At 69.5% G+C, this 22,720-nt stretch carries 20 protein-coding genes; 11 read left to right on the forward strand and 9 right to left on the reverse strand.

All coding sequences use genetic code 11. From position 1 onward, the window contains the following. The first annotated feature begins 208 nt into the window (after positions 1 to 208). From AB0E69_RS29655 to AB0E69_RS29685, 7 genes are all read left to right on the forward strand, one after another. Complete coding sequence (locus tag AB0E69_RS29655) at positions 209 to 1,567, forward strand: glutamine synthetase family protein (protein WP_360153288.1); 1,359 nt, start codon at positions 209 to 211, stop codon at positions 1,565 to 1,567. Next, positions 1,548 to 2,252 (forward strand): gamma-glutamyl-gamma-aminobutyrate hydrolase family protein, encoded by a 705-nt coding sequence (locus AB0E69_RS29660; protein WP_360153291.1) that lies wholly within the window; start codon positions 1,548 to 1,550, stop codon positions 2,250 to 2,252. The genes AB0E69_RS29655 and AB0E69_RS29660 overlap by 20 nt, the downstream gene beginning before the upstream one ends. Then, positions 2,249 to 3,595: an aldehyde dehydrogenase family protein gene (locus AB0E69_RS29665; protein ID WP_360153294.1), complete on the forward strand. Its 1,347-nt coding sequence runs from the start codon at positions 2,249 to 2,251 to the stop codon at positions 3,593 to 3,595. Before AB0E69_RS29660 ends, AB0E69_RS29665 begins: the two co-directional genes overlap by 4 nt. Then, positions 3,596 to 4,384, forward strand: a complete 789-nt coding sequence (locus AB0E69_RS29670; RefSeq protein WP_360153297.1) for a 3-oxoacyl-ACP reductase — start codon at positions 3,596 to 3,598, stop codon at positions 4,382 to 4,384. It begins immediately after the preceding gene. A gap of 9 nt (positions 4,385 to 4,393) precedes the next feature. After that, complete coding sequence (locus AB0E69_RS29675) at positions 4,394 to 5,113, forward strand: FCD domain-containing protein (RefSeq protein WP_360153299.1); 720 nt, start codon at positions 4,394 to 4,396, stop codon at positions 5,111 to 5,113. A 71-nt stretch (positions 5,114 to 5,184) separates the two neighbouring features. Beyond that, positions 5,185 to 6,711, forward strand: coding sequence for an amino acid permease (locus AB0E69_RS29680; RefSeq protein ID WP_360153302.1), 1,527 nt, complete (start codon positions 5,185 to 5,187; stop codon positions 6,709 to 6,711). 243 nt (positions 6,712 to 6,954) lie between these two features. Then, positions 6,955 to 9,711 carry an AAA family ATPase gene (locus tag AB0E69_RS29685; protein WP_360153305.1) on the forward strand — a complete coding sequence of 919 codons (2,757 nt, stop codon included), beginning with the start codon at positions 6,955 to 6,957 and terminating at the stop codon, positions 9,709 to 9,711. On the opposite strand, the gene AB0E69_RS29690 is transcribed toward AB0E69_RS29685, so the two are convergent. Next, on the reverse strand, positions 9,683 to 10,489 hold the full coding sequence (locus tag AB0E69_RS29690; RefSeq protein ID WP_360153308.1) for an AraC family transcriptional regulator: 807 nt from the start codon (positions 10,487 to 10,489) through the stop codon (positions 9,683 to 9,685). The genes AB0E69_RS29685 and AB0E69_RS29690 overlap by 29 nt on opposite strands. Before the next feature lie 23 nt (positions 10,490 to 10,512). Here AB0E69_RS29690 and AB0E69_RS29695 point away from each other — a divergent pair, with 23 nt between their 5' ends. Together AB0E69_RS29695 and AB0E69_RS29700 are read left to right on the forward strand one after the other, a co-directional pair. After that, positions 10,513 to 10,830: a M55 family metallopeptidase gene (locus tag AB0E69_RS29695; RefSeq protein WP_360153311.1), complete on the forward strand. Its 318-nt coding sequence runs from the start codon at positions 10,513 to 10,515 to the stop codon at positions 10,828 to 10,830. Positions 10,831 to 10,931: 101 nt separating this feature from the next. After that, positions 10,932 to 11,345 carry a DUF2000 domain-containing protein gene (locus AB0E69_RS29700; RefSeq protein ID WP_360153313.1) on the forward strand — a complete coding sequence of 138 codons (414 nt, stop codon included), beginning with the start codon at positions 10,932 to 10,934 and terminating at the stop codon, positions 11,343 to 11,345. Here AB0E69_RS29700 and AB0E69_RS29705 read toward each other — a convergent pair. From AB0E69_RS29705 to sdhC, 5 genes are all read right to left on the reverse strand, one after another. Next, the gene (locus AB0E69_RS29705; protein ID WP_360153316.1) at positions 11,342 to 12,511 is read right to left on the reverse strand and encodes a sialidase family protein; all 1,170 of its coding nucleotides are present in this window, start codon (positions 12,509 to 12,511) and stop codon (positions 11,342 to 11,344) included. The two genes, AB0E69_RS29700 and AB0E69_RS29705, sit on opposite strands and share 4 nt — an antisense overlap. 80 nt (positions 12,512 to 12,591) lie before the next feature. Next, positions 12,592 to 13,296: a succinate dehydrogenase iron-sulfur subunit gene (locus AB0E69_RS29710; RefSeq protein ID WP_360153319.1), complete on the reverse strand. Its 705-nt coding sequence runs from the start codon at positions 13,294 to 13,296 to the stop codon at positions 12,592 to 12,594. Next, a complete protein-coding gene (gene sdhA / locus AB0E69_RS29715; protein ID WP_360153322.1) occupies positions 13,296 to 15,038 on the reverse strand; it encodes a succinate dehydrogenase flavoprotein subunit in 1,743 nt (580 codons plus the stop codon). Before sdhA ends, AB0E69_RS29710 begins: the two co-directional genes overlap by 1 nt. A 7-nt stretch (positions 15,039 to 15,045) precedes the next feature. Then, entirely contained in the window at positions 15,046 to 15,501 is a 456-nt protein-coding gene (locus tag AB0E69_RS29720) for a succinate dehydrogenase hydrophobic membrane anchor subunit (protein WP_360153325.1), read from the reverse strand. 1 nt (position 15,502) lies between these two features. Next, entirely contained in the window at positions 15,503 to 15,880 is a 378-nt protein-coding gene (gene sdhC, locus AB0E69_RS29725; RefSeq protein ID WP_131352855.1) for a succinate dehydrogenase, cytochrome b556 subunit, read from the reverse strand. Positions 15,881 to 16,073: 193 nt separating this feature from the next. Here sdhC and AB0E69_RS29730 point away from each other — a divergent pair, with 193 nt between their 5' ends. Both AB0E69_RS29730 and AB0E69_RS29735 read left to right on the forward strand, forming a co-directional pair. Continuing rightward, complete coding sequence (locus AB0E69_RS29730; protein WP_360153329.1) at positions 16,074 to 16,298, forward strand: hypothetical protein; 225 nt, start codon at positions 16,074 to 16,076, stop codon at positions 16,296 to 16,298. Positions 16,299 to 16,426: 128 nt separating this feature from the next. Then, the gene (locus AB0E69_RS29735; RefSeq protein WP_360153332.1) at positions 16,427 to 17,242 is read left to right on the forward strand and encodes an MBL fold metallo-hydrolase; all 816 of its coding nucleotides are present in this window, start codon (positions 16,427 to 16,429) and stop codon (positions 17,240 to 17,242) included. Positions 17,243 to 17,293: 51 nt separating this feature from the next. On the opposite strand, the gene AB0E69_RS29740 is transcribed toward AB0E69_RS29735, so the two are convergent. The 3 genes from AB0E69_RS29740 to AB0E69_RS29750 form a co-directional block, all read right to left on the reverse strand. Next, on the reverse strand, positions 17,294 to 20,101 hold the full coding sequence (locus AB0E69_RS29740) for a choice-of-anchor D domain-containing protein (RefSeq protein WP_360153335.1): 2,808 nt from the start codon (positions 20,099 to 20,101) through the stop codon (positions 17,294 to 17,296). Between the two features lie 108 nt (positions 20,102 to 20,209). After that, positions 20,210 to 21,436, reverse strand: coding sequence for a glycosyltransferase (locus tag AB0E69_RS29745; protein ID WP_360153338.1), 1,227 nt, complete (start codon positions 21,434 to 21,436; stop codon positions 20,210 to 20,212). Beyond that, positions 21,433 to 22,557 (reverse strand): glycosyltransferase family 1 protein, encoded by a 1,125-nt coding sequence (locus tag AB0E69_RS29750; protein ID WP_360153341.1) that lies wholly within the window; start codon positions 22,555 to 22,557, stop codon positions 21,433 to 21,435. The genes AB0E69_RS29745 and AB0E69_RS29750 overlap by 4 nt, the downstream gene beginning before the upstream one ends. Between the last annotated feature and the right edge of the window lie 163 nt (positions 22,558 to 22,720).

The raw sequence follows: 22,720 nt of genomic DNA on the forward strand, positions 1-22,720 counted from the left end.
CGTGGTGGGGCCGCTTGGGCGGTGCGGCCGAATCCCCCGATTTTGCGCATCCGGCCGGGAGCTGCCAACCGATTACCTGGCCGACCGGTGCCGTGGCACCGCATTGACAAGCGCCGTGGCGCCGCCTTGACAAGCCCCGTGGCACCGCATTGACAGGAGCCGCCGGGCTTGAGTCAATGGACTGGAAACAGACCAATAGACTCCGGGAGTGCTTGTGGCTGCGTTGAGCGTGGAGGAGTTGCGGAGGCTGGTCGACGCCGGCGAGGTCGACACGGTGCTGGTGGCGATCACCGACCTGCAGGGCCGGTTGCAGGGCAAGCGGTGCGGAGCCCGGTACTTCGTCGAGGAGGTTCTGAAGCACGGCACCGAGGGCTGTAACTACCTCCTCGCTGTCGACGTGGACATGAACACAGTCGACGGATACGCGATGTCCTCGTGGGAGCGCGGGTACGGCGACCTGGTGATGGCGCCCGACCTGGACACGCTCCGGCTCCTGCCGTGGCTCGAGGGGACCGCGCTGGTGCTCTGCGACGTCGAATGGCTGGACGGGCAGCCTGTGGTCGCCTCGCCGCGCCAGGTCCTGCGCAAGCAGCTGGAGCGGCTCGCAGACCGGGGGCTGAAGGCGTACGTCGGCACCGAGCTGGAGTTCATCGTCTTCGACGACACCTTCGAGGCCGCCTGGGACAGGCGGTACCGCGATCTCGCCCCCGCGAACCAGTACAACGTCGACTACTCGCTCCTCGGCACCTCCCGGATCGAGCCGCTGCTGCGCGACATCCGCAACGGGATGACCGGCGCCGGCCTGTACGTCGAGTCCGCCAAGGGCGAGTGCAACCTCGGCCAGCACGAGATCGCGTTCCGCTACGACGAGGCGCTCGCGACCTGCGACAACCACTCGGTCTACAAGACCGGCGCGAAGGAGATCGCGGCCAAGCACGGCAAGAGCCTGACGTTCATGGCGAAGTACGACGAGCGCGAGGGCAACTCGTGCCACATCCATCTCAGCTTCCGCTCCGACGACGGCGAGGCGGTGCTGGCCGGGGAGCGCGAGCACGGGTTCTCCCAGCTGATGGAGTACTTCATCGCCGGCCAGCTCGCCTGCCTGCCCGAGTTCACCTACCTGCTCGCGCCGAACATCAACTCCTACAAGCGGTTCGTCCGCGGCAGCTTCGCGCCGACCGCGGTCGCCTGGGGCCTGGACAACCGGACCTGCTCGCTGCGCGTGGTCGGGCACGGCGACTCGCTCCGGGTGGAGAACCGGCTACCGGGTGGCGACGTGAACCCGTACCTCGCCGTCGCCGCGATCATCGCGTCCGGCCTGCACGGCATCGAGAACGAGCTCGAGCTGGAGCCGCTCCTGGAGGGCAACGCGTACGAGTCCGACAAGGAGCACGTCCCGTCGACGCTGCGCGAGGCGGCCGCACTCTTCAACGGGTCGAAGATCGCCCGCGAGGCGTTCGGCGACGAGATGGTCGACCACTACACCAACACCGCGCGGGTCGAGCTGGAAGCCTACGACGCCGCCGTCACCGACTGGGAGCGAGTCCGTGGCTTCGAACGCCTCTAGGCCGCGCATCGGCATCACGACGTACCTGGAGACCGCCACGTGGGGCATCTGGGAACGCGAGTCCGCGATCCTGCCGCGTAGCTACGTCGACTCGGTGGTCGCCGCTGGCGGTACGCCACTCCTGTTGCCACCGGTCGGGACCGACGTCAGCGTTCTCGACATCCTTGACGGATTGGTCGTTTCAGGGGGCTGTGATGTTGACCCGGGACTGTACGGCGAGGATGCGCATCCTGAAACGGTTGATACCCGACCGGGGCGGGACGAGCACGAACGTTTGTTGATTCAGGGCGCGTTGGAGCGTGATCTGCCGTTGCTGGCGGTGTGCCGTGGGCTGCAGATGCTGAACGTGACGCTGGGTGGGACGCTGCACCAGCATCTGCCCGATGTGATCGCAGGCGACGACCACCGCGGTGGGCCTGGCGTCTTCGCTCGGACCGAGATCAAGGTCGAGTCGGACAGCCTGACCGGCGGGATCCTCGGCGACCGGGCGTACGGGAGTTGCTACCACCACCAGGCGCTCGACGTCATCGCGCCGGGCTTGAGAGTGACTGCCCGGTCCGGTGACGGGACCGTGGAGGCGGCTGAGGTGGAAGGCCACGACTTCGCGCTCGGGGTGCAGTGGCACCCGGAGGAGACACCCGACGACCTGCGGCTGTTCACCGCGCTGATCAGGAGAGCTGCATGACGTACGACGTGATCAACCCGGCGACCGAGAAGGTGGTCCGGACGATCGAGCTCGCCACCGAGGCCGACGCGGACGCCGCGATCGCCCGCGCCGCGCGAGCCTTCGAGACCTGGCGAGAGGTCACCCCCGCCGACCGCGGCCGGCTGCTCCGGCGGTTCGCCGACGCGGTCGACGCGGACCTGGAGAACCTGGCCGCCCTGGAGGTCGAGAACGCCGGCCACACGATCGGCAACGCCCGCTGGGAGGCCGGCAACGTCCGCGACGTCCTGACGTACTACTCGGCCGCCCCGGAACGCCTCTTCGGCCGGCAGATTCCCGTTGCCGGCGGCATCGACATCACCTTCCAGGAGCCGCTCGGCGTCGTCGGCGTCATCGTCCCCTGGAACTTCCCGATGCCGATCGCCGGCTGGGGTTTCGCCCCCGCCCTGGCCGCCGGCAACACGGTCGTCCTCAAGCCGGCCGAGCTAACCCCCCTCACAGCCATCCGCCTGGGCGAGCTGGCGCTCCAGGCCGGACTACCCGAAGGCGTACTCGAAGTCATCCCCGGTCCAGGGCGGACGGTAGGCCAGCGTTTCGTGTCTCATCCGTCCGTCCGCAAGATCGTCTTCACCGGCTCCACGACAGTCGGCAAACAGATCATGGCCGGCTGTGCCGACCAGGTGAAGCGGGTGACGCTGGAGCTGGGCGGCAAGTCCGCGAACGTCGTCTTCGCGGACGCCGACCTCGAGAAGGCGGCAGCGCAAGCGCCGTACGGCGTGTTCGACAATGCCGGCCAGGACTGCTGCGCGCGGTCGCGCATCCTGGTCGAACGGACGGCGTACGAGCGGTTCATGGAGCTGCTCGAGCCTGCGGTGAAGAGCTTCAAGGTGGGAGATCCGAGTGATCCGGCGACCGAGATGGGTCCGCTGATCTCGAAGGCTCAACTAGAGCGGGTCGCTTCGTACGCCCAGGACTGTGCCTTTCAGGGGACGGCACCCAGTGGCCCCGGTTTCTGGTTCCCGCCGACTGTCCTGGCCCCCGGCTCAGAGCAGGCCCAGCGGGAGGAGATTTTCGGGCCCGTCGTCGCGGTGGTTCCGTTCGAGGACGAGGCGGACGCGCTGCGGATCGCGAACGACAGCGAGTACGGGCTGTCCGGGTCGATCTGGACCCGGGACGTCGGCCGGGCGCTGCGGGTCGGGCGCGGGGTCGAGGCCGGGAACCTGTCGGTGAACTCGAACTCGTCGGTGCGGTACTCGACGCCGTTCGGCGGCTACAAGCAGTCCGGGCTGGGCCGCGAGCTCGGGCCGGACGCGCTGACCGCGTTCACCGAGACCAAGAACATCTTCATCAGCACGGAGGACTGAATGACTGTGGACATGTCGGGCAACGCTCACCGGCTCGAGGACCGGGTCGCTGTGGTCACCGGTGGGGCCAGCGGGATCGGCCTGGCCACGGTCCGGCGGTTCGCGGCCGAGGGCGCGCACGTCGTGATCGGGGACGTCGATCCGGCCGCGGGCAAGGCCGCGGCGGACGCGGTCGGCGGGCTGTTCGTGGCGACCGACGTGACCGACCCGGCGGCGGTGGACAACCTCTTCCAGCAGGCCTTCGACACCTACGGCAGCGTCGACATCGCGTTCAACAACGCGGGGATCTCGCCGCCGGACGACGCCTCGATCCTGGACACCGGCCTGGAGGCGTGGCGGAAGGTGCAGGAGGTCAACCTGACCTCGGTCTACCTGTGCTGCAAGGCCGCGATCCCGTACATGCAGCGGCAGGGCCGCGGCTCGATCATCAACACCGCGTCCTTCGTGGCCGTGATGGGCGCCGCGACCTCGCAGATCTCGTACTCCGCCTCGAAGGGCGGCGTGCTGGCGATGAGCCGCGAGCTCGGGGTCGAGTTCGCGCGGCAGGGGATCCGGGTGAACGCGCTCTGCCCGGGGCCGGTGAACACGCCGCTGCTGACCGAGCTGTTCGCGAGCGACCCCGAGCGGGCGCAGCGCCGGATGGTGCACGTGCCGATGGGCCGGTTCGGTGAGCCGGAGGAGATCGCCGCCGCGGTCGCCTTCCTGGCCAGCGACGACGCCTCCTTCATCACCGCCAACACGTTCCTCGTCGACGGCGGAATCTCAGGCGCCTACGTAACCCCCCTTTAGTCTGGAGGGATGGTGGCCCAGGCAGACGCTGCGGTGTTCCGGCCGGTCCGGACCGGGAACCCGTTCGAGGAGACGGTCGAGCGGTTGCTGCAGGCAATCAAGCTCGGCGTCGTCGGCCCGGGCGAGCGGCTGCCCGCCGAGCGCGACCTGGCGGCCCGGCTGAACGTCAGCCGGGTCACCCTCCGGGAGGCGATCCACGCGCTGACCGAGGCCGGGTACGTCGAGTCCCGCCGCGGCCGGTACGGCGGGACGTTCGTCAACGAGCAGCTCCCGGCACCCCGCCGTACCCCGGCTCGAAAGCTCGCGCGCGACCTCGGCGCCGGGCTGGACGACGCGCTGATCCTGCGCGCGGTCCTGGAAACCGGCGCGGCCGAAGCCGCCGCCGACCGTCGGCTCTCGCGCGCCGAGCGCGACCACCTGCAGCGCTGCCTGGACGAGAACGCCGCCGCCTCCCTGGCCGACTATCGCCGGCTCGACTCCCGCCTGCACCTGGCGATCGCGGAACTCACCGGCTCGCCCTCGCTGCTCTCCTGCACGGCTGACGTACGCATGCGCCTGAACGAGCTCCTCGATGCGATTCCCCTGCTCGAACGGAACATCGAGCACTCCAACGACCAGCACGCGGCCATCGTGGCGGCCATCCTTTCCGGCGATGCGGCGTCGGCGCGGCAGGCGATGCAGGAGCACCTGTCCGGGACCGCGGCCCTGCTCCGGGCGTTTCTCGCGTAACTCCTTGACACCCCGGCACCCGGATGCCTCAATTGCGTAAAGGTCTGTGAGAAGACCATTGGGAGGCATCGATGAGCAACGACCGATCCGCGCCGATGACCGATGACGAGCAACGCCTGCACCAGCTCGGCTATGCGCAGGAGCTGGCCCGGACGATGTCCGGGTTCTCCAACTTCGCGGTGTCGTTCACGATCATCTCGATCCTGTCCGGCTGCCTGACGCTGTACGGGTTCGGGATGAACACCGGCGGTCCGGTGATGATCATCTGGGGCTGGCCGATCGTCGGCCTGATGACGCTGTTCGTCGGCCTGGCGATGGCCGAGGTGTGTTCCAGCTTCCCGACCGCGGGCGGCCTGTACTACTGGGCCGCGAAGCTCGCGCCGTCGAACGGCGCGGCCTGGTCCTGGTTCACCGGATGGTTCAACTTCCTCGGCCAGGTCGCGGTCACGGCCGGTATCGACTTCGGCGCGGCGTCCTTCCTGAACGCGTTCCTGGATCTGCAGTTCGGGTTCAGCGCGACGCCCGGGCATACGATCCTGCTGTTCGGGATCATCCTGGTCGTGCACGGCCTGCTGAACTCGTTCGGCGTGCGGCTGGTGGCAAAGCTCAACGACATCAGCGTGTGGTGGCACATCGCCGGCGTCCTGCTGATCGTCGGCGCGCTGGTGTTCGTGCCGGACAAGCACCAGTCGGCCGGCTTCGTGTTCGGCCACTTCGTCAACAACACCGGCTGGGGATCCACGTTCTACGTCGCGCTGCTCGGCCTGCTGGTGGCGCAGTACACCTTGACCGGGTACGACGCTTCCGCACACATGACCGAGGAGACGCACGACGCCTCGCGCTCCGGGCCGCGCGGGATCGTGATGTCGATCCTGGTCTCGGTGGTGGCCGGCTGGGTGCTGCTGATCGGGCTGACCTTCGCGATCCAGAACTACGACGGCTCGCTGCACAGCGACACCGGCCAGCCGGTCGCGCAGATCTTCCTCGACGCGGTCGGGACGGTCACCGCGAAACTCCTGCTGCTGATCGTGATCGGCGCGCAGCTGTTCTGCGGGATGTCCTCGGTGACGGCGAACTCGCGGATGATCTACGCGTTCTCCCGGGACGGCGCGCTGCCGGGCTCGGCGTTCTGGCACAAGATCAACCACCGGACGCGGACGCCGACGAACGCGATCTGGCTGGCCGCCGGCGCCGCGTTCCTCCTCGGTCTGCCGTACCTGTGGAACACGACGGCGTACGCCGCGGTCACGTCGATCGCGGTGATCGGTCTCTACATCGCCTACGTCCTGCCCACGCTGCTGCGGTTGCTGCAGGGAAGCAACTTCCAGCCCGGTCCGTGGAACCTGGGCCGCTGGAGCCGCCCGATCGGGGTGGTGGCGATCGTGTGGGTGGTGTTCATCACGATCCTGTTCATGCTGCCGCAGGTCAGCCCGGTCACCGCTAGCACGTTCAACTACACGCCGGTCGCGGTGCTGGTGGTGCTCGGCTTCGCGGCGACGTACTGGTTCGCCTCGGCCCGGAAGTGGTTCACCGGTCCCAAGGTCCAGGGCTCCGAGGAGGAGCTGGCCGCGATCGAGCGCGACCTCGAGTCGATCTAGACGATCCACTTTTCAACCGCCTGCCGTGGAAGCGCACGGCAGGCGGTTGCCGTTTGTCCGCAAGTTGTCTACGAGGCACGAGACCATCCGGTGTCCCGGCACTTCAGTGCCGCGCTGACTGCTCTGATCTGGGCAGCCACGGATGTCAGGATGGTGACGAGACGGTTTCCTCATGTGACACTCGCCGTGTCGGATGGTCGTTGACTGTGATAATCGAGCGAGGGAAATCATTCGAGGAGTTAGATGACTGACGACGAGCTGGTTGGACGGGGAGCGCTGGTCGAGCGTGCGACCAAGCAGCTCGAGACGAGTGGCAGCGTCCTTCTGTACGGCCCGACCGGTATCGGCAAGTCCGCCCTCGGCCGCGCGCTCGTCGCGGACCGAGCCCGGGCCGGCTGCCGCGTCCTCAGCGCCGCGCCGTCCCAGTCGGAAGCCGGCCTCCCGTACGTCACCCTCCTCGACCTCCTGTCCAACCAGCTCGAGCTCGCCTGGCAGGTCCTGCCGGACCACCTCCGCCAGCCGCTGGAGGTCGCCCTGCTCAAGGCCAGCGCTCCGGACACCGTCCGGGACGAGCTGGCCGTCCGCCTCGCCGTGCTGCAGGTGCTGCGTCGCCTCGCGACCAACGGACCGGTCCTCCTGGTTGTCGACGACATCCAGTGGGTCGACCCCTCCAGCCTCGAGGTACTGACCTTCTGCGCGCGGCGCCTCTCCGACGGCGTGCACATGCTCGCTACCGAGCAGGTGGCCGACGGCGACCTTCCGGTGATGGCCGAAGCGTGCCCGGAGCCCGTGCTGCAGCTGGAGGTGCCCCCGCTGGCAGAGCCCGACGTGCTCGGTCTGCTTCGGCAGCGCCTGTCCAACCCGCTCCCGGTCCGCACTGCCCGCCGCATCTTCACCGCGAGCGCCGGCAACCCGTTCATGGCGCTGGAGCTCGGTCGCGCCGTACTGCGGCACCCGCAGGGTGTCTCGCCCAACGACCCGCTGCCGGTGTCCAGCAGGCTGAAGACCCTGCTGGGCGACCGCCTGTCCGATCTGAGCCCAGCGACCCACGAGCTGCTTCTCCACGCGGCGTCCTCGCCCCGCCCGACCGCGACGCAGCTCGCGCAGTCCCTCGGCCGCTCGATCGACACCGAGCTGGCCGAGGCCGAGTCGCTCGGCCTGATCGACGTCTCTTCCGAGCGGCTCCGCTTCAGCCACCCGCTGCTGCGCGAGTTCGTGTACGCCGAAGCCACGTCGGCCGCCCGCCGCCAGGCGCACGCCCAGCTCGCGGCCGTGGTCGACGAACCGGTCGAGAACGCGACCCACCGCGCCCTGGCCACCCAGGAAGCCGACGCCGAGCTGGCTGCCACCATCGAGGAGGCAGCTGCGGTCGCCGCCGGCCGCGGTGCACCGGGTGCCGCTGCGACCCTCTGGCGGTTGGCGGCGGAGCGTACGCCGAGCACCGAGCCGGACGAGCGTGCCCGGCGCCTCACGCGGGCTGCAGACGACGCCGCGGCCGCCGGGCACCTCGCCGAGTCGGCTGACATGGCCCGGCTCGCGGTGAAGTCGGCCACAGCACCGAGCACGAAGGTGCCCGCGCTGCTGCTGCGGGCCGACGCCGTATGGCCGGAGCGGGACCGCCGGGTCGAGCTGCTGGCCGAGGCGTTCGACGCGGCCGGGGGAGACCACCGGCTCGAGGCGCGGGTGCGGATCGAGCGCAGCCACAGCCACTACTTCGACCGCAGCCTGGACGAGGCGCAGGAGGACGCGCGGATCGCGGAGTACCTCGCGCGGGAGGCAGGCGACACCGAAGCCCTGGTCGACGCGCTGAGCGCGGCCAGCTCGGTGCAGATGGCCCGCGACGCCGGCCAGCCCGCCGATGCGCTGCTGCAACAGGCGGCTGAGCTGGCGACCGGCCTGCCGCTGACCCGGACCGTGGTGAACGCGCGGCAGATGGCTGCCATGCGAGAGCTCTTTCGCGGTCGCAACAAGGAGGCGATCGCGGCCATCACCGCGCTGGTCGACGAGGTCCGTGACCAGGGCGCGATGCGCTGGCTGGCCTCGGCACTGATCTCGGCCACCGCCATCTACGAGCGCAGCGGGCGGGGTGCGGACGCGCTCGCCGCGGGTCACGAGTGCTACCAGCTGATGCAGGACATCGGTGACGAGGCTGAGGTCGGCATGGTCGTCGCCAGCCGGGCGGAGTGGGCCGGTGGCTCGGCCGCCATGGGTCGGCAGCTCGCCGAGGCCGCGCTGGAGGGTGTCCGGCTGGTCGGCAACGACGAGTGGACCGGTCCGGCTTTGGCCAGCCTCGGACTGATCGGCGTACTCACCGGTGACCCGCAGCGGGCCGTCGAGGCGTTCGACGCGATCGCGGAGTCGGGTGAGGCGGCGATGCCGTACGACCCGGCCGTCATCCCGTGGCACGCCGACTACGCCGAGGCGCTGGTCGCGGCCGGCCGGCTGGACGACGCGGCGGCACTGATCGCCGAGATCCGGGGCCGGGCGGACAATCTGGACCGGGTGGTGGTGAAGGTCGGGCTGGCCCGGTCCGAGGCGCTGCTGATCGCCAAGCAGGGCGACCCGGCGGCGGCGCTGGACCTGCTCGAGCAGACCATCAGTACGGCGGGCGACCGGGTCTACCCGCTCGACCTGGCCCGGTGCGAGCTGACCCGCGGCCGTGTCGCGCGGCAGGCGCGTCGCCGGTCGGTGGCTCGGACGGCGTTCCTGGACGCGATCGAGCAGTTCGAGGCGCTGGGTGCTCCCGCGTGGCGTGAGGTGGCCGAGACCGAGCTGGCGCGCCTCGACGTACCGAGTCGGAGCCGGCAGCCGAGCGAGCTGACCGACAACGAGTTGCAGATCGTCGCGATGGTCCGCGACGGCTCCACCAACCGGGAGATCGCCGCGGCGCTGTACCTGTCGGTGAAGGCGGTCGAGTCCCAGCTCACGCGGCTCTACCGCCGCTTCGGCGTCGCCAACCGGACCCAGCTGCTCAGGATGGTCGACCGGCCGAACGCCTGAAGCTCGTCGGGGTGACGCCGAGCATCTTGCGGAAGTGCCTGTTCAGGTGCGACTGGTCGTAGAAACCGGACAGCGGGGCGACATCGCCCGCCGGGAGCCCGTCCAGCAGGTACCGGCGGGCCAGGTCGACGCGCCGGCCGGTGAGGTAGCGGTGCGGCGGCATGCCGTACTCGCGGGTGAACGCGCGGACCAGGTGCGCCGGATGGGCGTGGACGAGCTTCGCAGCGTCCTCCAACGTGATGCCCTCCGTCACGTGCGCGTCCAGTAGCTCCCGTAACCGAGCGGCCACCCCGGCGTCGCGCCGGTCCGGTGGAGTCACCACGTCGTGCCGGAGATGCTGGCTCAGACGCTCCTCGATCAACGTCAAGCGGCTCTGGGCCTCCAGGTGCTCCTGGCCGTCGGAGAGCACTCCATGGAGCTGGTGGATCCGGTGCCGCAGCAGCGGGTCGGCGTACTCCGGCTGATCTACTGCTGCACCGATCAAGCCGTCGCCGAGCCGGTCCGGTGCGAGGTACAGCACCCGCTTGCGGAAGCCCTGCGGGAGGACCGACCGGCCGTCGTGCGGGACGTGCGGTGGCAGCAGCGAAACCTTCGACTGGGCCAGGCCGTGCTCGTGGCGGTCCAGGTCGTACCGCACCACGCCTTCGTCGACGATCAGGATCGTCCACGCGTCGTGCGTGTGGCTCGGGTACGCGTGCGACGGGAAGTGTGCGTGCAGGACCTCGACGACCCCGGTCAGTCCGGGCCGCCACGCCCGGACCTCGGCGCCTGCGCTCATGGTTAGAACATACGCTGCTGGGCGTGAAGGTCTACGTGAGCGCGGACATGGAAGGCATCAGCGGGCTGGTCGACGCGGAGGACGTGCAGCCCGCGGGCCGGGACTACGAACGCGGCCGGGTGCTGATGACCGAGGACGTGAACGCGGCCGTCCGGGGCGCGTACGCCGCCGGCGCGACCGAGGTCCTGGTCAACGACGCCCACGGCCCGATGCGGAACCTGCTGCCGGACCTGCTCGACCCACGGGTCCACCTGATCAAGGGCCGACCCAAGCCGATGGGCATGAGGACGGCGTACCCCTCGCGGTCCTCACCGGCGACGACACGGCCTGCGACGAGATGAAGGCGTGGGACCCGTCCGTGGCCACCGTCCCGGTGAAGTACTGCTGAAGGTGGTGAAGAACGTACAAGACCGGGACTGCTGCCTCCGGTGACGATTGTGGGGTGGAGAGATTCGAGACCAAGATCGCGGTGCTGTTGCGGGACGACCTGGCTGTCTGGCAGCGGTTGAATGTGACTGCTTTTCTCACCAGCGGGATCGCCGGCACCCACCCGGAGGTGGTGGGGGAGCCGTACGAGGACGCGGACGGGACGCGGTACCTGCCGATGTTCCGGCAGCCGGTGCTGGTGTTCGAGGGCAGCAAGGAGTTCATGAGTACGGCGCACGAGCGGGCCCTCCGGCGCGGGATCGAGCACAGCGTCTTCACCCAGGACCTGTTTGCCACCGGCAACGACCAGGACAACCGCGCGGCGGTGAAGGCGGTAGCGACAGCGGACCTGGATCTCGTCGGCATCGCCGTCTACGGCCCGAAGAACGCCGTGGACAAGGTCCTGAAGGGCGCCACCATGCACCCCTAGCGTGGGGCGAAGTGGGTCCAGGTCGTGCCCTGGTCGGTTGAGAACGCGACCTGCGTGGTCCGGCGCTTCGGTACTTCGAAGCCGTACAGCAGGGACGCGTCGCCGGAGAGGCTGGCGAGGTCACCCGGCAGACCCGGGTCGAGCGTGGCGACCCCGGCCTTGATCCGGTACAGCCGTGGGCGGTTGTCACCCGGCCGACCGCCGAGCATGAGACCCGTGCCGTCGTTGAAGGCGAGCGGCGGCGTGTTCAACCCCGGCGGCGTGCCCTGCACGGTCGTCCAGTGCGTGCCGCGGTCGGTCGACATCCGCATCGACCCCACGCTCTGGCCTAGGTCGCCGACGGTGACCGAGGTGGTGATCAGGGTCCGTCCGTCCGGGCTCACCGTGAGGTGGCCGAGCTGGTTGTGCTCGTCCAGCGGCGTCGAGGCCCAGGACTTACCGCGGTCGTCGGACCAGTACATGATCGTCCGGCCGATCCCGCCGAGCAGCCAGCACCGGCCGGTGCTGTCGCAGACCGGCGACCGGGTGCCGCGGGTCTCGAGCATCCGGACGGACGACTCCGCCGGGTTCACGATCACGATCCGGCCCGGCACGATCCGGTCGGTGAGGATCTCGCCGGGGCTGTACGTCGAGGTCGGCAGCAGGTACCGCATCCGGGTCAGCACCGGGCCGTCGTATGTCAGCCGGAACATCATCGTCGAGTCGCCGTTCAGCGTGCCCTCCCGCGGGGGAGCGATCGCGATCGCCTCGTGCCCGGCCTGCAGCGTCGCGTACGGCACCGGCCACTCGGGCGCGACCGCCTTGTCGCCGTCCAGGTCGACCACGGCGGCGTACCGGCAGGTCGGACCGGTCATGCAGTCGGACCAGCCGGCCGCCCAGCGGTCCTTGGAGACCATCGAGAACGACTGCACCTGCGCCCGGTCGGCGTGCAGTACGCCGATCCCGTCCCGCCCGGCGGCCACCGGAGCGACGACGTCCGGCGACTGGCCCGGCACCGTCCCGCCGGTGACCAGCAGCACCACGGCGAGCACGACGGACGTGGTCGCCGCCAAGATCCCGAGCAGGAGCAGCGGCGGCGCGCTCCGCGGTACGCCGAGCCGCTCGAGCCGCTCCACCACCCGCGGGTAGTAGCGGTCGACGAAAACCCGCAGGCGCTGCACAGTCACCCCCTCGAAGCGAGCAGAAGCCTCCGCCCTGGCGCGGGCGGAGGCTGGGCTCGACGGTCAGATTTTAGATCATGCCGGGATCAGACCCGGCGGAAGATGAGTGCGCGCTTCACTTCCTGGATCGCCTTGGTGACCTCGATGCCGCGCGGGCAGGCGTCGGTGCAGTTGAAGGTGGTCCGGCAGCGCCAGACGCCTTCCTTGTCGTTGAGGATCTCCAGCCGCTGCTCGGTGCCCTCGTCGCGGCTGTCGAAGATGAACCGGTGCGCGCCGACGATCGCCTGCGGGCCGAAGTACTGGCCGTCGGACCAGAACACCGGGCAGGACGTCGTGCAGGCCGCGCAGAGGATGCACTTGGTGGTGTCGTCGAACCGGTCTCGGTCGGCCTGGGACTGGATCCGCTCCCGGCTCGGCTCGTGCCCGCTGGTGACCAGGAACGGCATCACCGAGCGGTACGCCTCGAAGAACGGGTCCATGTCGACGACCAGGTCCTTGAGCACCGCGAGGCCCTTGATCGGCTCGACGGTGATCTCCTTCTCCGGGTTCAGGTCCTTGATCAGCGTCTTGCACGCCAGCCGGTTGCGGCCGTTGATGCGCATCGCGTCCGAGCCGCAGACCCCGTGCGCGCAGGACCGCCGGAAGGTCAGCGTGCCGTCCTGCTCCCACTTGATCTTGTGCAGCGCGTCCAGTACCCGGTCGGTCGGCTGCAGCGTGACGGAGTACGTCTTCCACTCCGCCTCGTCGACGACCTCGGGGTTGTACCGGAGGATCTTGACCTTCACGTCCATCAGTACTTGCGCTCCATCGGCTTGTAGCGGGTCTGCACGACCGGCTTGTAGTCGAGCCGGATGTTCTCGTTGCCGTCGGCATCGAGCTCGCGGTACGCCATCGTGTGGCGCATGAAGTTCACGTCGTCGCGCTTGTCGTAGTCCTCGCGGAAGTGCCCGCCGCGGGACTCCTTGCGGGCCAGCGCCGAGACCACCAGCACCTCGGCCAGGTCGAGCAGGAAGCCGAGCTCCACGGCCTCGAGCAGGTCGGTGTTGAACCGCTTGCCCTTGTCCTGGACACCGACGTTCTTGAACCGCTGCTTGAGCTGCTCGACGTCGACCAGCGCCTGCTTGAGCGAGCCCTCGGTCCGGTACACCTGCGCGTTCAGGTCCATGGTGGCCTGCAGATCGGACCGGATCGCCGCGATCCGCTCCTCGCCCGGTGGCGTCCGGAGTCCCTCGACCAGCTCGACGACGTACTCCGCGGGCTCGGGCGGGAGCTCCTCGAAGTCCGCGGTGGCGGCGTACTCCGCGGCGGCGATCCCGGCCCGCCGGCCGAAAACGTTGATGTCGAGCAGCGAGTTGGTCCCGAGCCGGTTGGCGCCGTGCACGGACACGCAAGCGACCTCGCCCGCGGCGTACAGGCCGGGGATCACGTCGTCGTTGTTGGCCAGCGCCTCGCCTTTGATGTTGGTCGGGATGCCGCCCATCGCGTAGTGCGCGGTCGGGAAGACCGGGATCTGCTCGGTGTACGGCTCCACGCCCAGGTAGGTGCGAGCGAACTCGGTGATGTCCGGCAGCTTCGCGTCGATGTGCGCGGGCTCCAGGTGGGTCAGGTCGAGCATCACGTACGCGCCGTCCGGACCGCAGCCGCGGCCCTCGCGGACCTCGTTGGCCATCGCGCGGGCGACCATGTCCCGCGGCGCCAGGTCCTTCACGGTCGGCGCGTAGCGCTCCATGAACCGCTCGTTGTCCTTGTTCCGCAGGATGCCGCCCTCACCGCGGGCCGCCTCCGAAAGCAGTACGCCGAGCCCGGCCAGGCCGGTCGGGTGGAACTGGAAGAACTCCATGTCCTCGAGCGGCAGGCCCTTGCGCCAGACGATGCCCATGCCGTCACCGGTGAGGGTGTGGGCGTTGGACGTGGTCCGGAAGACCTTGCCGAAGCCGCCGGAGGCGAAGATGACGGACTTGGCCGAGAAGATGTGCAGCTCGCCGGTGGCCAGCTCGTACGCGACCACGCCGCTCGCCTTGCCGTCCGTCATCAGCAGGTCGAGGACGTAGTACTCGTTGAAGAACTCGACGTTCTGCTTGATGCACTGCTGGTAGAGCGTCTGCAGGATCATGTGGCCGGTCCGGTCGGCCGCGAAGCAGGAGCGGCGGACGACGGCCTCGCCGTGGTTGCGGGTGTGGCCGCCGAAGTACCGCTGGTCGATCTTGCCCTCGGCGGTCCGGTTGAACGGGAGACCCATCTTCTCCAGGTCTAGTACCGCGTCGACGGCCTCGCGGCACATCACCTCGGCCGCGTCCTGGTCGACCAGGAAGTCACCACCCTTGACCGTGTCGAAGGTGTGCCACTCCCAGTTGTCCTCCTCGACGTTGGCGAGCGCGGCACACATGCCGCCCTGCGCCGCGCCGGTGTGCGACCGGGTCGGGTACAGCTTCGTGAGTACGGCGGTGCGGGTGCGCTTGCTCGACTCCAGGGCGGCGCGCATCCCCGCACCACCCGCGCCGACGATGATGACGTCGTACTGATGCTGCTGCATAACTTCCTTACTGACAGACCGAAAGCGTGCTGTTCGGGTCGAGGCAGGGGTCGAAGGTGAAGATCACCAGGGTGCCGAGGACGACGACCACCAGCGCGGCCGTGATCAGCAGGGCCTTCAGCCAGAACCTGGTCTGGTCCTTCTCGGCGTAGTCGTTGATGATCGTGCGCAGGCCGTTGGAGCCGTGCAGCATCGCCAGCCACAGCATCAGCAGGTCCCAGACCTGCCAGAGCGGGTTGGCCCACTTGCCGGCCACGAAGCCGAAGTCGAGCGCGGTGATCCCGCCGCCGAGCATCAGGTTCACGAACAGGTGGCCGAGCACCAGGATCACCAGGGCGAGCCCGGACAGCCGCATGAACAGCCAGCTGTAGAGCTCGAAGTTGGTCTGGCCGGAGCGGTTCCGTCCGCCGCCCTTGAGGTTCCGGGCGCGGGAGCTGGACCGCGGGGCAGAGATCTCGCTCATCTCAGCCTCCGAACACGTGGGTCAGATGGCGGATGACGAACGGTACGAACAGGACCACCCAGATCACCCCGACGCCGATCATCAGCTGCCGCTGGTAGCGCGGCCCCTTGGCCCAGAAGTCCACCAGGATCAGCCGGATGCCGTTGAACGCGTGGAACAGGATCGCGGCCACCAGGCCGACCTCCAGGAGCCCCACGATCGGGTTCTTGTAGGTGCCGATCACCTCGTTGTAGGCCTCGGGCGAGACCCGGACGAGCGCGGTGTCCAGCACGTGCACCAGCAGGAAGAAGAAGATGCCGACACCGGTGATCCGGTGCGCGACCCACGACCACATGCCCTCCCGGCCGCGGTAGAGCGTGCCGGCTGGTTTGCTGGGCACCAGATCCTCCTCGAACGGGTCCACTCAGGTCGCTTCGATGCTAGACCCGCGGCCGGCGGTGAAATGTCACGCCGGATGTGACATCGATCGCGAGGGTGTGACATCGGTCGCGTCGGCCCGCCCCGTTTGGCAGACCCGTCCACGGGTTACTGTTCTAGTCCGGTCAAACGATTGAATCAGGATGGAGAGAATCGTGCGGAAGACCTTTGCGGCCGTCACCGCCATCGGCGGCATCGCCGTGTCCGGACTGCTGACGGCGACGCCGGCTCACGCTGAGCTGTGGCAGGCCGTCGGGCCCTACGGCAACCAACCCACCTGCGAGATGAACCGGAGCTTCGACAGCCGCCCGGTTGGTCCGGACTGCTTCTGGGGCTGGCAGGGAAATCCGGGCTATTTCTACATGCACCGCGTCGACTGAGTTTCGCGTCGGGGCGTGGCCCAGTGCCGCGCCCCCGAAGTGGCCCTCGACGGGGAACCGCCGGTGCTCTTGACTTCAACCGAGGTTGAACGAGAAGGCTGGCGGGACCATCCGAGGGGAGAGTTACGGTGAGTTTCTGGATTTGTGCGACCTGTGCGGTCGAGCACTCGGAGCAGGTCGAGGTGTGTGCGATCTGTGCCGACGAGCGGCAGTGGGTGCCTGCTGAGGGGCAGGAGTGGACCACGCTCGAGGAGCTGGCGGCGGCCGGCACCGAGGTGACGATCGAGGAGGTCGAGCCGAACCTGTACGGCGTACGCTCGAAGCCGCCGGTCGGGATCGGGCAGCAGTCGATGCTGGTGGTGACCGCCGAGGGCAACCTGCTCTGGGACCCGATCGGGTACCTCGACCACGCCGCCGTACGGCGGGTGCGCGCGCTGGGCGACGTGGTTGCGATCGTTGCCAGCCACCCGCACATGTACGGCGTACAGGTCGAGTGGAGCCATCGGCTGGGCAACGCGCCCGTCTACGTCTCCGAGGCGGACGCGGAGTGGGTCGCCCGCCAGGACGAGGTGATCCAGACCTGGACGGGCAAGCTCAACCCGCTACCGGGCGTGACGCTCATCCAGCCGGGCGGTCACTTCCCCGGCAGCGCGGTGGTCCACTGGGCAAACGGTGCCGACGGCAAGGGTGTGGTCCTCTCCGGCGACACGATCTTCGCCAACCCCGACCGCACCTCGGTCAGCTTCATGCGCAGCTACCCGAACCGCATCCCACTCTCGGGCGCCGTCGTCGACCGGGTGGCCAAGTCCCTCGACCCGTACGACTACGACCGCCTCTACAACAACTTCGGCTCGTCCATCCCGGTCGACGCCAAAGCCGTCGTCCGCCGGTCCGCCGACCGCCATGCCGCCTGGGTCCGCGGCGACTACGACCACCTCACCTGAGCTGACCTGACGAGCCGGACGCTCTCACCGGGAGAGCGTCCGGCGTCGTACTCAGGTCCGGCCGACCGCCAGCCCGTCGATCTGGACGAGCTTCCCGGCGCCGACCGTCCGGACGGTCAGCGTCCCGTTGAACAACGTGCTCTGCACCGGCAGCCCGAGCACGACCTGGTAGTGCGTCGTGGGGTAGGCCAGGTTCACCGTGGTCAGCAGCCGGTTCCCGGCGTACACCGCGACCGCCCCACAGGTCGGGCACCGGGTCGCGATCAGGAAGAACCGCTTGCCCTGCACCGTCCGGGTCAGCGCCGCCCCGGACGCCGTGGTCTGCGTGTCGGTACCGAAGTAGAACTTCGTCGACGCGCCCCGGGCCCACCCGGTCGTCGCCATCGTCAGCGACCGGTCGTCGAGCGGCCGCGAGAAGCACCGCTCCGCGCTCCAGCCGCCGACGTTCCCGAACTTGTCGGTCGCCCGGACCGACACGCAGTACTCGTACCCCGCCGCGACCGCGAGGCTCATCGAGGTGGCGGTCGTCCCGCTCCACGGCTGGATGTAGGAGCTGTACGGCGCGGCGAACGAGGCCCGTCGATAGCGGACGTCGTACGACGCCACGCCACTCGGATCCGTCGCCGCGACCGTGAGTTGCGCCGTCGCCGCGACCGACGACTGGTACCCCGGCCCGGTCACCCGGGCCACCGGGCCATACGCGTCCGCGGTGATCGTTCGATAGGCCTTCGTCACCCGCCCGTCAGGCTCGGTGGCGGTGATGGTCACCAGGTTCTCGCCATTGGACAACCTGGGGATCTGGTACGGCGACGTGCACGCGACCGCCGGCGTGTAGGCGGACGAGCAGCTGTACTTCGTCCCCGCGGCCAGCGCCGATCCGTCGAACGCGATCGAGGCGGTGGTGCCGACAACGGCCGGCGTCGGCGCGATGACCACGCCGAGACGCTGGAAGGCGAGATCCACGTCGCCGCCGCGGAGCAGATCGGTCGGCAGCGCCAGCGGAGCGACCGACAGGGCACCGCTGTCCAGGCGGAAGAGACGACCGGAATTCGTGGTGACGAACAGGATGCCGCTGTCCGGGTCCCAGCTGAGCGAGTGAATCGTGGTGTCGAACGGCCGGCTCGACTTGACCTGGTCGCTGCCGAGGCTGACGAACTTCACGGTGTCCCCGGCGCCGAACGCGACCTGGCTGCCGTCCGGTGAAACCCGCGCCGGCATGCCGTCGGCTGCGGCCGTCGGGGCCGGCGATGTCGCCACCCTGTCACCACCCGGCGCTGCCTGGACGCGGGCGAACCGGTCGTCGCCGTCGAACCGCTTGTCGACCACGACGAGGGTCCGGCCGTCAGGCATCCAGCTCGGGGCGGCGAGGTCGCAGGCGATCTTCTCCGGCGTACCGCCGCTTGCCGCGATCACGTACACGCACGGTGTCCCGTTCTCGGCTGCCTGAAAGGCGATCCGGGTGCCGTCCGGCGACCAGGACAGGTGCGTCATCGGTACCGGCGAGGTCCACAGCTTGACTGCTTCGGCGACCCCGGTCGGCTCGACGCGTTGCGTCCACAGGGACTTCTCGTACCCCGTCGACGCGTAGGCGAGCGTCCGCCCGTCCGGCGCGGCCGCAACGGCCCCCTTCGGGATCACCGAGCCGTCCAGGTCCTGCAGCACGACGTACCCGCTGCGGCTGGCCGCCATCAGCTCCATGGACAGGGCGTCGGTGACGACAATCTGATCGGTCGGCCGCGGCAGGGTGGTGCGAGGGCCGGTCGGTCCTTCGCCGAGCTCGCTGACGACCGACAGCGCGTACTGCGTTCCCGCGACCGGCTCGAGCTCTTCCCAGGTGATCGTGCTGTGGTTCCCGTCTTCGGCGACCCACTTGGTGGTCTCCGCGCCGCCGACGTACCGGTGGACGAAGTACCCGCGGACGGGAGTGCCGCCGGCCGTCTTCCAGGACGGCCACAAGAGCTTGACCCCGCGGTAGGTGCGCAGAGTGCCCGGACTGCCGGGTTCCTCCGGGAGCGAGGTTCCGGTCCCGGACATCAGCACCTGGTGCGAGGACAGCGCGGTGGAGTCGTTGATCGTCAGCCGGGCCGCGAAATCGCCGGCCCGGACCGGCGTGAACGTCAGCGTCAGTTGGCACGACGCACCGGCGGCCAGGTACTGGTCGCAGTCGCGGCTCAACTGCCAGGGGCTGGTGTTGCTGCTGAACGTCATCATGCCGAACTGGATCTGCTCGGTGCCGGTGTTCTTCAGCGTGAGGGTCAGCGCCTTGGAGGTCCCGAGCGGCACCCGGCCGGCGTCGAGCACGTCGGGAGTCACGGACAGCGCCTGGTAGTCGACCGCGCTGTGGTAGCGGATCTCGAACCACGCAACCGGCGCGGAGCCGGAGCAGGTGCCGGCTGCGAGCGACGCGGCGAGGGTCTCGAGCGCGCCGTCGGCCGTGTAGGACACCGCGGAGACCCGGAACGTGGCCGCCGAGTCACAGCTGCGCGCACCTTGGGTCAGCGTGACCGCGGTCAGCGACGAGAGGTCGTAGTACCCCGGTCCCTCGAAGAACGCCGGGATCCGGAGCTTCAGCGTCCCGGCCGACAGTGTGCGGGATCCGTCCGCGGCGGCCGAGGCCGTGACCGGACCGGCCGTCTCGTCATGCAGCCACGTCGTGCCACCGCCGCGGTTGGCGTCGAGCGCGAGTACGTCGATCGCGCCGACTGCAGGCGTCTCCGCGGCCGTGGCCGCGACTGTGGGCTTGAGAACTTCGCGGTTGTCGTCGCCGAAGGCGGCGTGGGCGACGAGCGGGATGGTGATTGCGGCCAGGGCCGTGGCCAGGGCAGCGCGGAGTAGGGCGGGTTTGCGGGCGCGGCGCATCGAATCTCCAGGGCAGGGGAATCCGGCGCACCCCGAGCGACACCGGCGAAAGGCATAGATTTACCGCGACAGAGGTCCGGACCGCAAGTTCATTGCAGCTTGGTGCAGTCAGGCTGCCAGGCGGGTTTGGGCCAGCCGGGTGTGCAGGGCAAGCATGTGGCGGATGCAGGTGTCCCAGTCGTAGCGCTCTGCTCGGTGGCGGGCAGCCGTCCGACGGTTGGGGAGCTGGGCGAGCGCCAGGACGGCGTCGGCCAGGTCGGACGGGTTTGCCGCGCCCCAGCGGCCGCAGGTCTCGTCGACCAGTTCGCGGGCGCCGCCGGTGTTCGCGGTGACGACCGGGGTGCCGGCGGCGAGGGCCTCCAGGACAGCCAGGCCGAAGGTTTCGCCGGGGCAGACGGAGAGCGCGACGTCCGCCTCGGCCAGGCGCTTGGCGAGGGTCTGGCGGCCGTCGACGTACCCGTGGAAGGTGACCGGGGCGTCGCCGGCGATCTCGACCATCTCCTCCAGGTGCGGACCGGTGCCGTAGACGTCCAGTCGCACGTTGACCCCGCGGCGGTGCAGCTCGGCCGCGATGGCGATGGCGAGGCCCGGGCTCTTCTCCCGGGACAGCCGGCCGGCGTGCACCAGCTTGAGTACGCCGTCGTCCGCCGGCGCGCCGAGCGCCGGGTGGAATGTCTCCAGGTCGACGCCGAGCGGGATCCGGACCAGCGGTGTGGTCACCTCGTCGAACTCGGCCGCCGCATAGCGAGACGTCACCACGACTGCGTCGTACGTCCGGCTGAGCAGCTTGTAGAGCGCGGCCACGGTGGCCACCACGCCGAGCTGGCTGTACTTGACCCCGTCCGCGCCCCACCACACCGGGCGAAGGCTGCTGTCCCCGCGCGGCGTGACCGCACCGAGCATGCGACCAGGACGCAGTACGTCGTTGCCGCCGAGCTGACCGGGACGCGCCTGACCCAGCGCCAGCATCGCGTCGAGCCGCTCATGGCTGAACAGGACCGTGCCGATGTCGTTCTTCCGGGCCCAGCGGGCGACCGGGAGCAGCGTCGACTTGTCCGAGATCTCGACCGTGGTCGGCCGGAACTTCTTCAGCACGTCGATCACGTTCCACGGCGTGGTGATCAGCCGGTACCCGCCGGTCACCTTCACGCCCTTGACCCGGACCATCGTCCCGAACTCGGTCTCGACCACCGCGTCCTTGTCGCCCGGGGTGATCACGATCCGCTCGGCACCGGCCTCGACGTACCCGCGGCCGATGTGTTCGATCGCGGTCCGCATCCCGCCCGACGTCGGCCCGACGAAGTTGGCCAGTTGGGCGATGCGAAGGGCACTCATGCGACCCGCCGCAGTGCAGCGGCGTCCCGGAGTACTTCGGCGTAGTGCCGGTCGACCAGGTCGTCGACCACCGCCGGCCAGGTCCGGGACTGGACCCGCTCCAGGCCGCTGGCCGCCATCCGGCCGCGTGCCTCTGGGTGGTCGAGCAGGATCTTCACGGCCGAGCGCAGTGACCCGGGCTTGCCGGGCTCGAACAGCAGGCCGTTCTCGCCCGGGTGGATCAGGTCCAGTGGGCCGCCGGCCGCGGGTCCGACGGTGGCCACGCCGGACGCCTGCGCCTCCTGGATGGTCTGGCAGAACGTCTCGTGCTCGCCGGTGTGCACGAACACGTCCAGCCCGGCGAAGATCGCGGCCAGGTCGGTGCCCCGGCGCATCCCCAGGAAGGTTGCTGTCGGCAACGCGTTCTCCAGCGCGGCACGGTCCGGCCCGTCGCCGACGATCACGATCCGGCAGTTCAGGTCGGTCAGTTCGGCCAGCCGGCGGACCTTCTTCTCGGCGGCGAGCCGACCGACGTACCCGACGATCGGGCGGCCGTCCGGTGAGATCTGCCGGCGCCACTCCTCGTCGCGGTACTTCGGGTCGAACAGGTCCAGGTTCACACCGCGGCCCCACTTGAACACCCGGGGTACGCCGCGTTGCACCAGCGCGTCGACCGATGCGGTCGACGGCGCGAGCGTCCGGTCGGCGCGCGAGTGGGTCCGCCGTACCCAGCGCCAGATGCCACGGTCCGCCGGGGCGTACCAGGGGTACTGACGGGCGAAGCCGGCGATGTCGGTCTGGAAGATCGCGACCGTCGGTACGCCGAGCTTGCGGGCCGCGCGCAGCCCGTACGCGCCGATGATGAACGGCGAGGCGAGGTGCACGAGGTCGGGCTTGAAGTCGGCCATCGCCCGCTCGATCGAGGGGTCCGGCAGGCCGACCGGGTACTCCTTGTAGCCCGGCGTCCGGAAGCTCCGGGCCCGCAGGACCGGGACGTCGCCGTACGAGTCAGGGCCTGGTCCGGGAGCGATGATCAGCAGGTCGTGCCCGCGCGCCCGGAGCCGGTCGGCGCAGTGCCGAGCCGTGTTCGCCACGCCGTTGATCTGCGGCAGGAAGGTCTCGGCCACCATCACGATTCGCACACTTCGGAGGTTCCCCAGCGCGCATGAACCCTGGGCGACGCTCTCGTGACACCGCGTCGAGGCCCTGTCGACGGGTGCACAGATTTGAAGTGTCCTTCAGGTTGCCGACCGGCGGCGTTCGGTTAGTGCCAGGCCAACTGCAAGCGTCGGCCACCCTGGCCGC

The organism is Kribbella sp. NPDC026611 (assembly GCF_040638345.1).
Taxonomy (GTDB): Bacteria; Actinomycetota; Actinomycetes; order Propionibacteriales; family Kribbellaceae; genus Kribbella.

Coding starts and splice junctions, on each gene's coding strand:
- AB0E69_RS29720 (WP_360153325.1), bottom strand. CDS start 15,501: ATGAGCGAGATCTCTGCCCCGCGGTCCAGCTCCCGCGCCCGGAACCTC.
- AB0E69_RS29745 (WP_360153338.1), bottom strand. CDS start 21,436: ATGAGTGCCCTTCGCATCGCCCAACTGGCCAACTTCGTCGGGCCGACG.
- sdhA (WP_360153322.1), bottom strand. CDS start 15,038: ATGCAGCAGCATCAGTACGACGTCATCATCGTCGGCGCGGGTGGTGCG.
- AB0E69_RS29665 (WP_360153294.1), top strand. CDS start 2,249: ATGACGTACGACGTGATCAACCCGGCGACCGAGAAGGTGGTCCGGACG.
- AB0E69_RS29740 (WP_360153335.1), bottom strand. CDS start 20,101: ATGCGCCGCGCCCGCAAACCCGCCCTACTCCGCGCTGCCCTGGCCACG.
- AB0E69_RS29690 (WP_360153308.1), bottom strand. CDS start 10,489: ATGAGCGCAGGCGCCGAGGTCCGGGCGTGGCGGCCCGGACTGACCGGG.
- AB0E69_RS29685 (WP_360153305.1), top strand. CDS start 6,955: ATGACTGACGACGAGCTGGTTGGACGGGGAGCGCTGGTCGAGCGTGCG.
- AB0E69_RS29675 (WP_360153299.1), top strand. CDS start 4,394: ATGGTGGCCCAGGCAGACGCTGCGGTGTTCCGGCCGGTCCGGACCGGG.
- AB0E69_RS29710 (WP_360153319.1), bottom strand. CDS start 13,296: ATGGACGTGAAGGTCAAGATCCTCCGGTACAACCCCGAGGTCGTCGAC.
- AB0E69_RS29670 (WP_360153297.1), top strand. CDS start 3,596: ATGACTGTGGACATGTCGGGCAACGCTCACCGGCTCGAGGACCGGGTC.
- AB0E69_RS29680 (WP_360153302.1), top strand. CDS start 5,185: ATGAGCAACGACCGATCCGCGCCGATGACCGATGACGAGCAACGCCTG.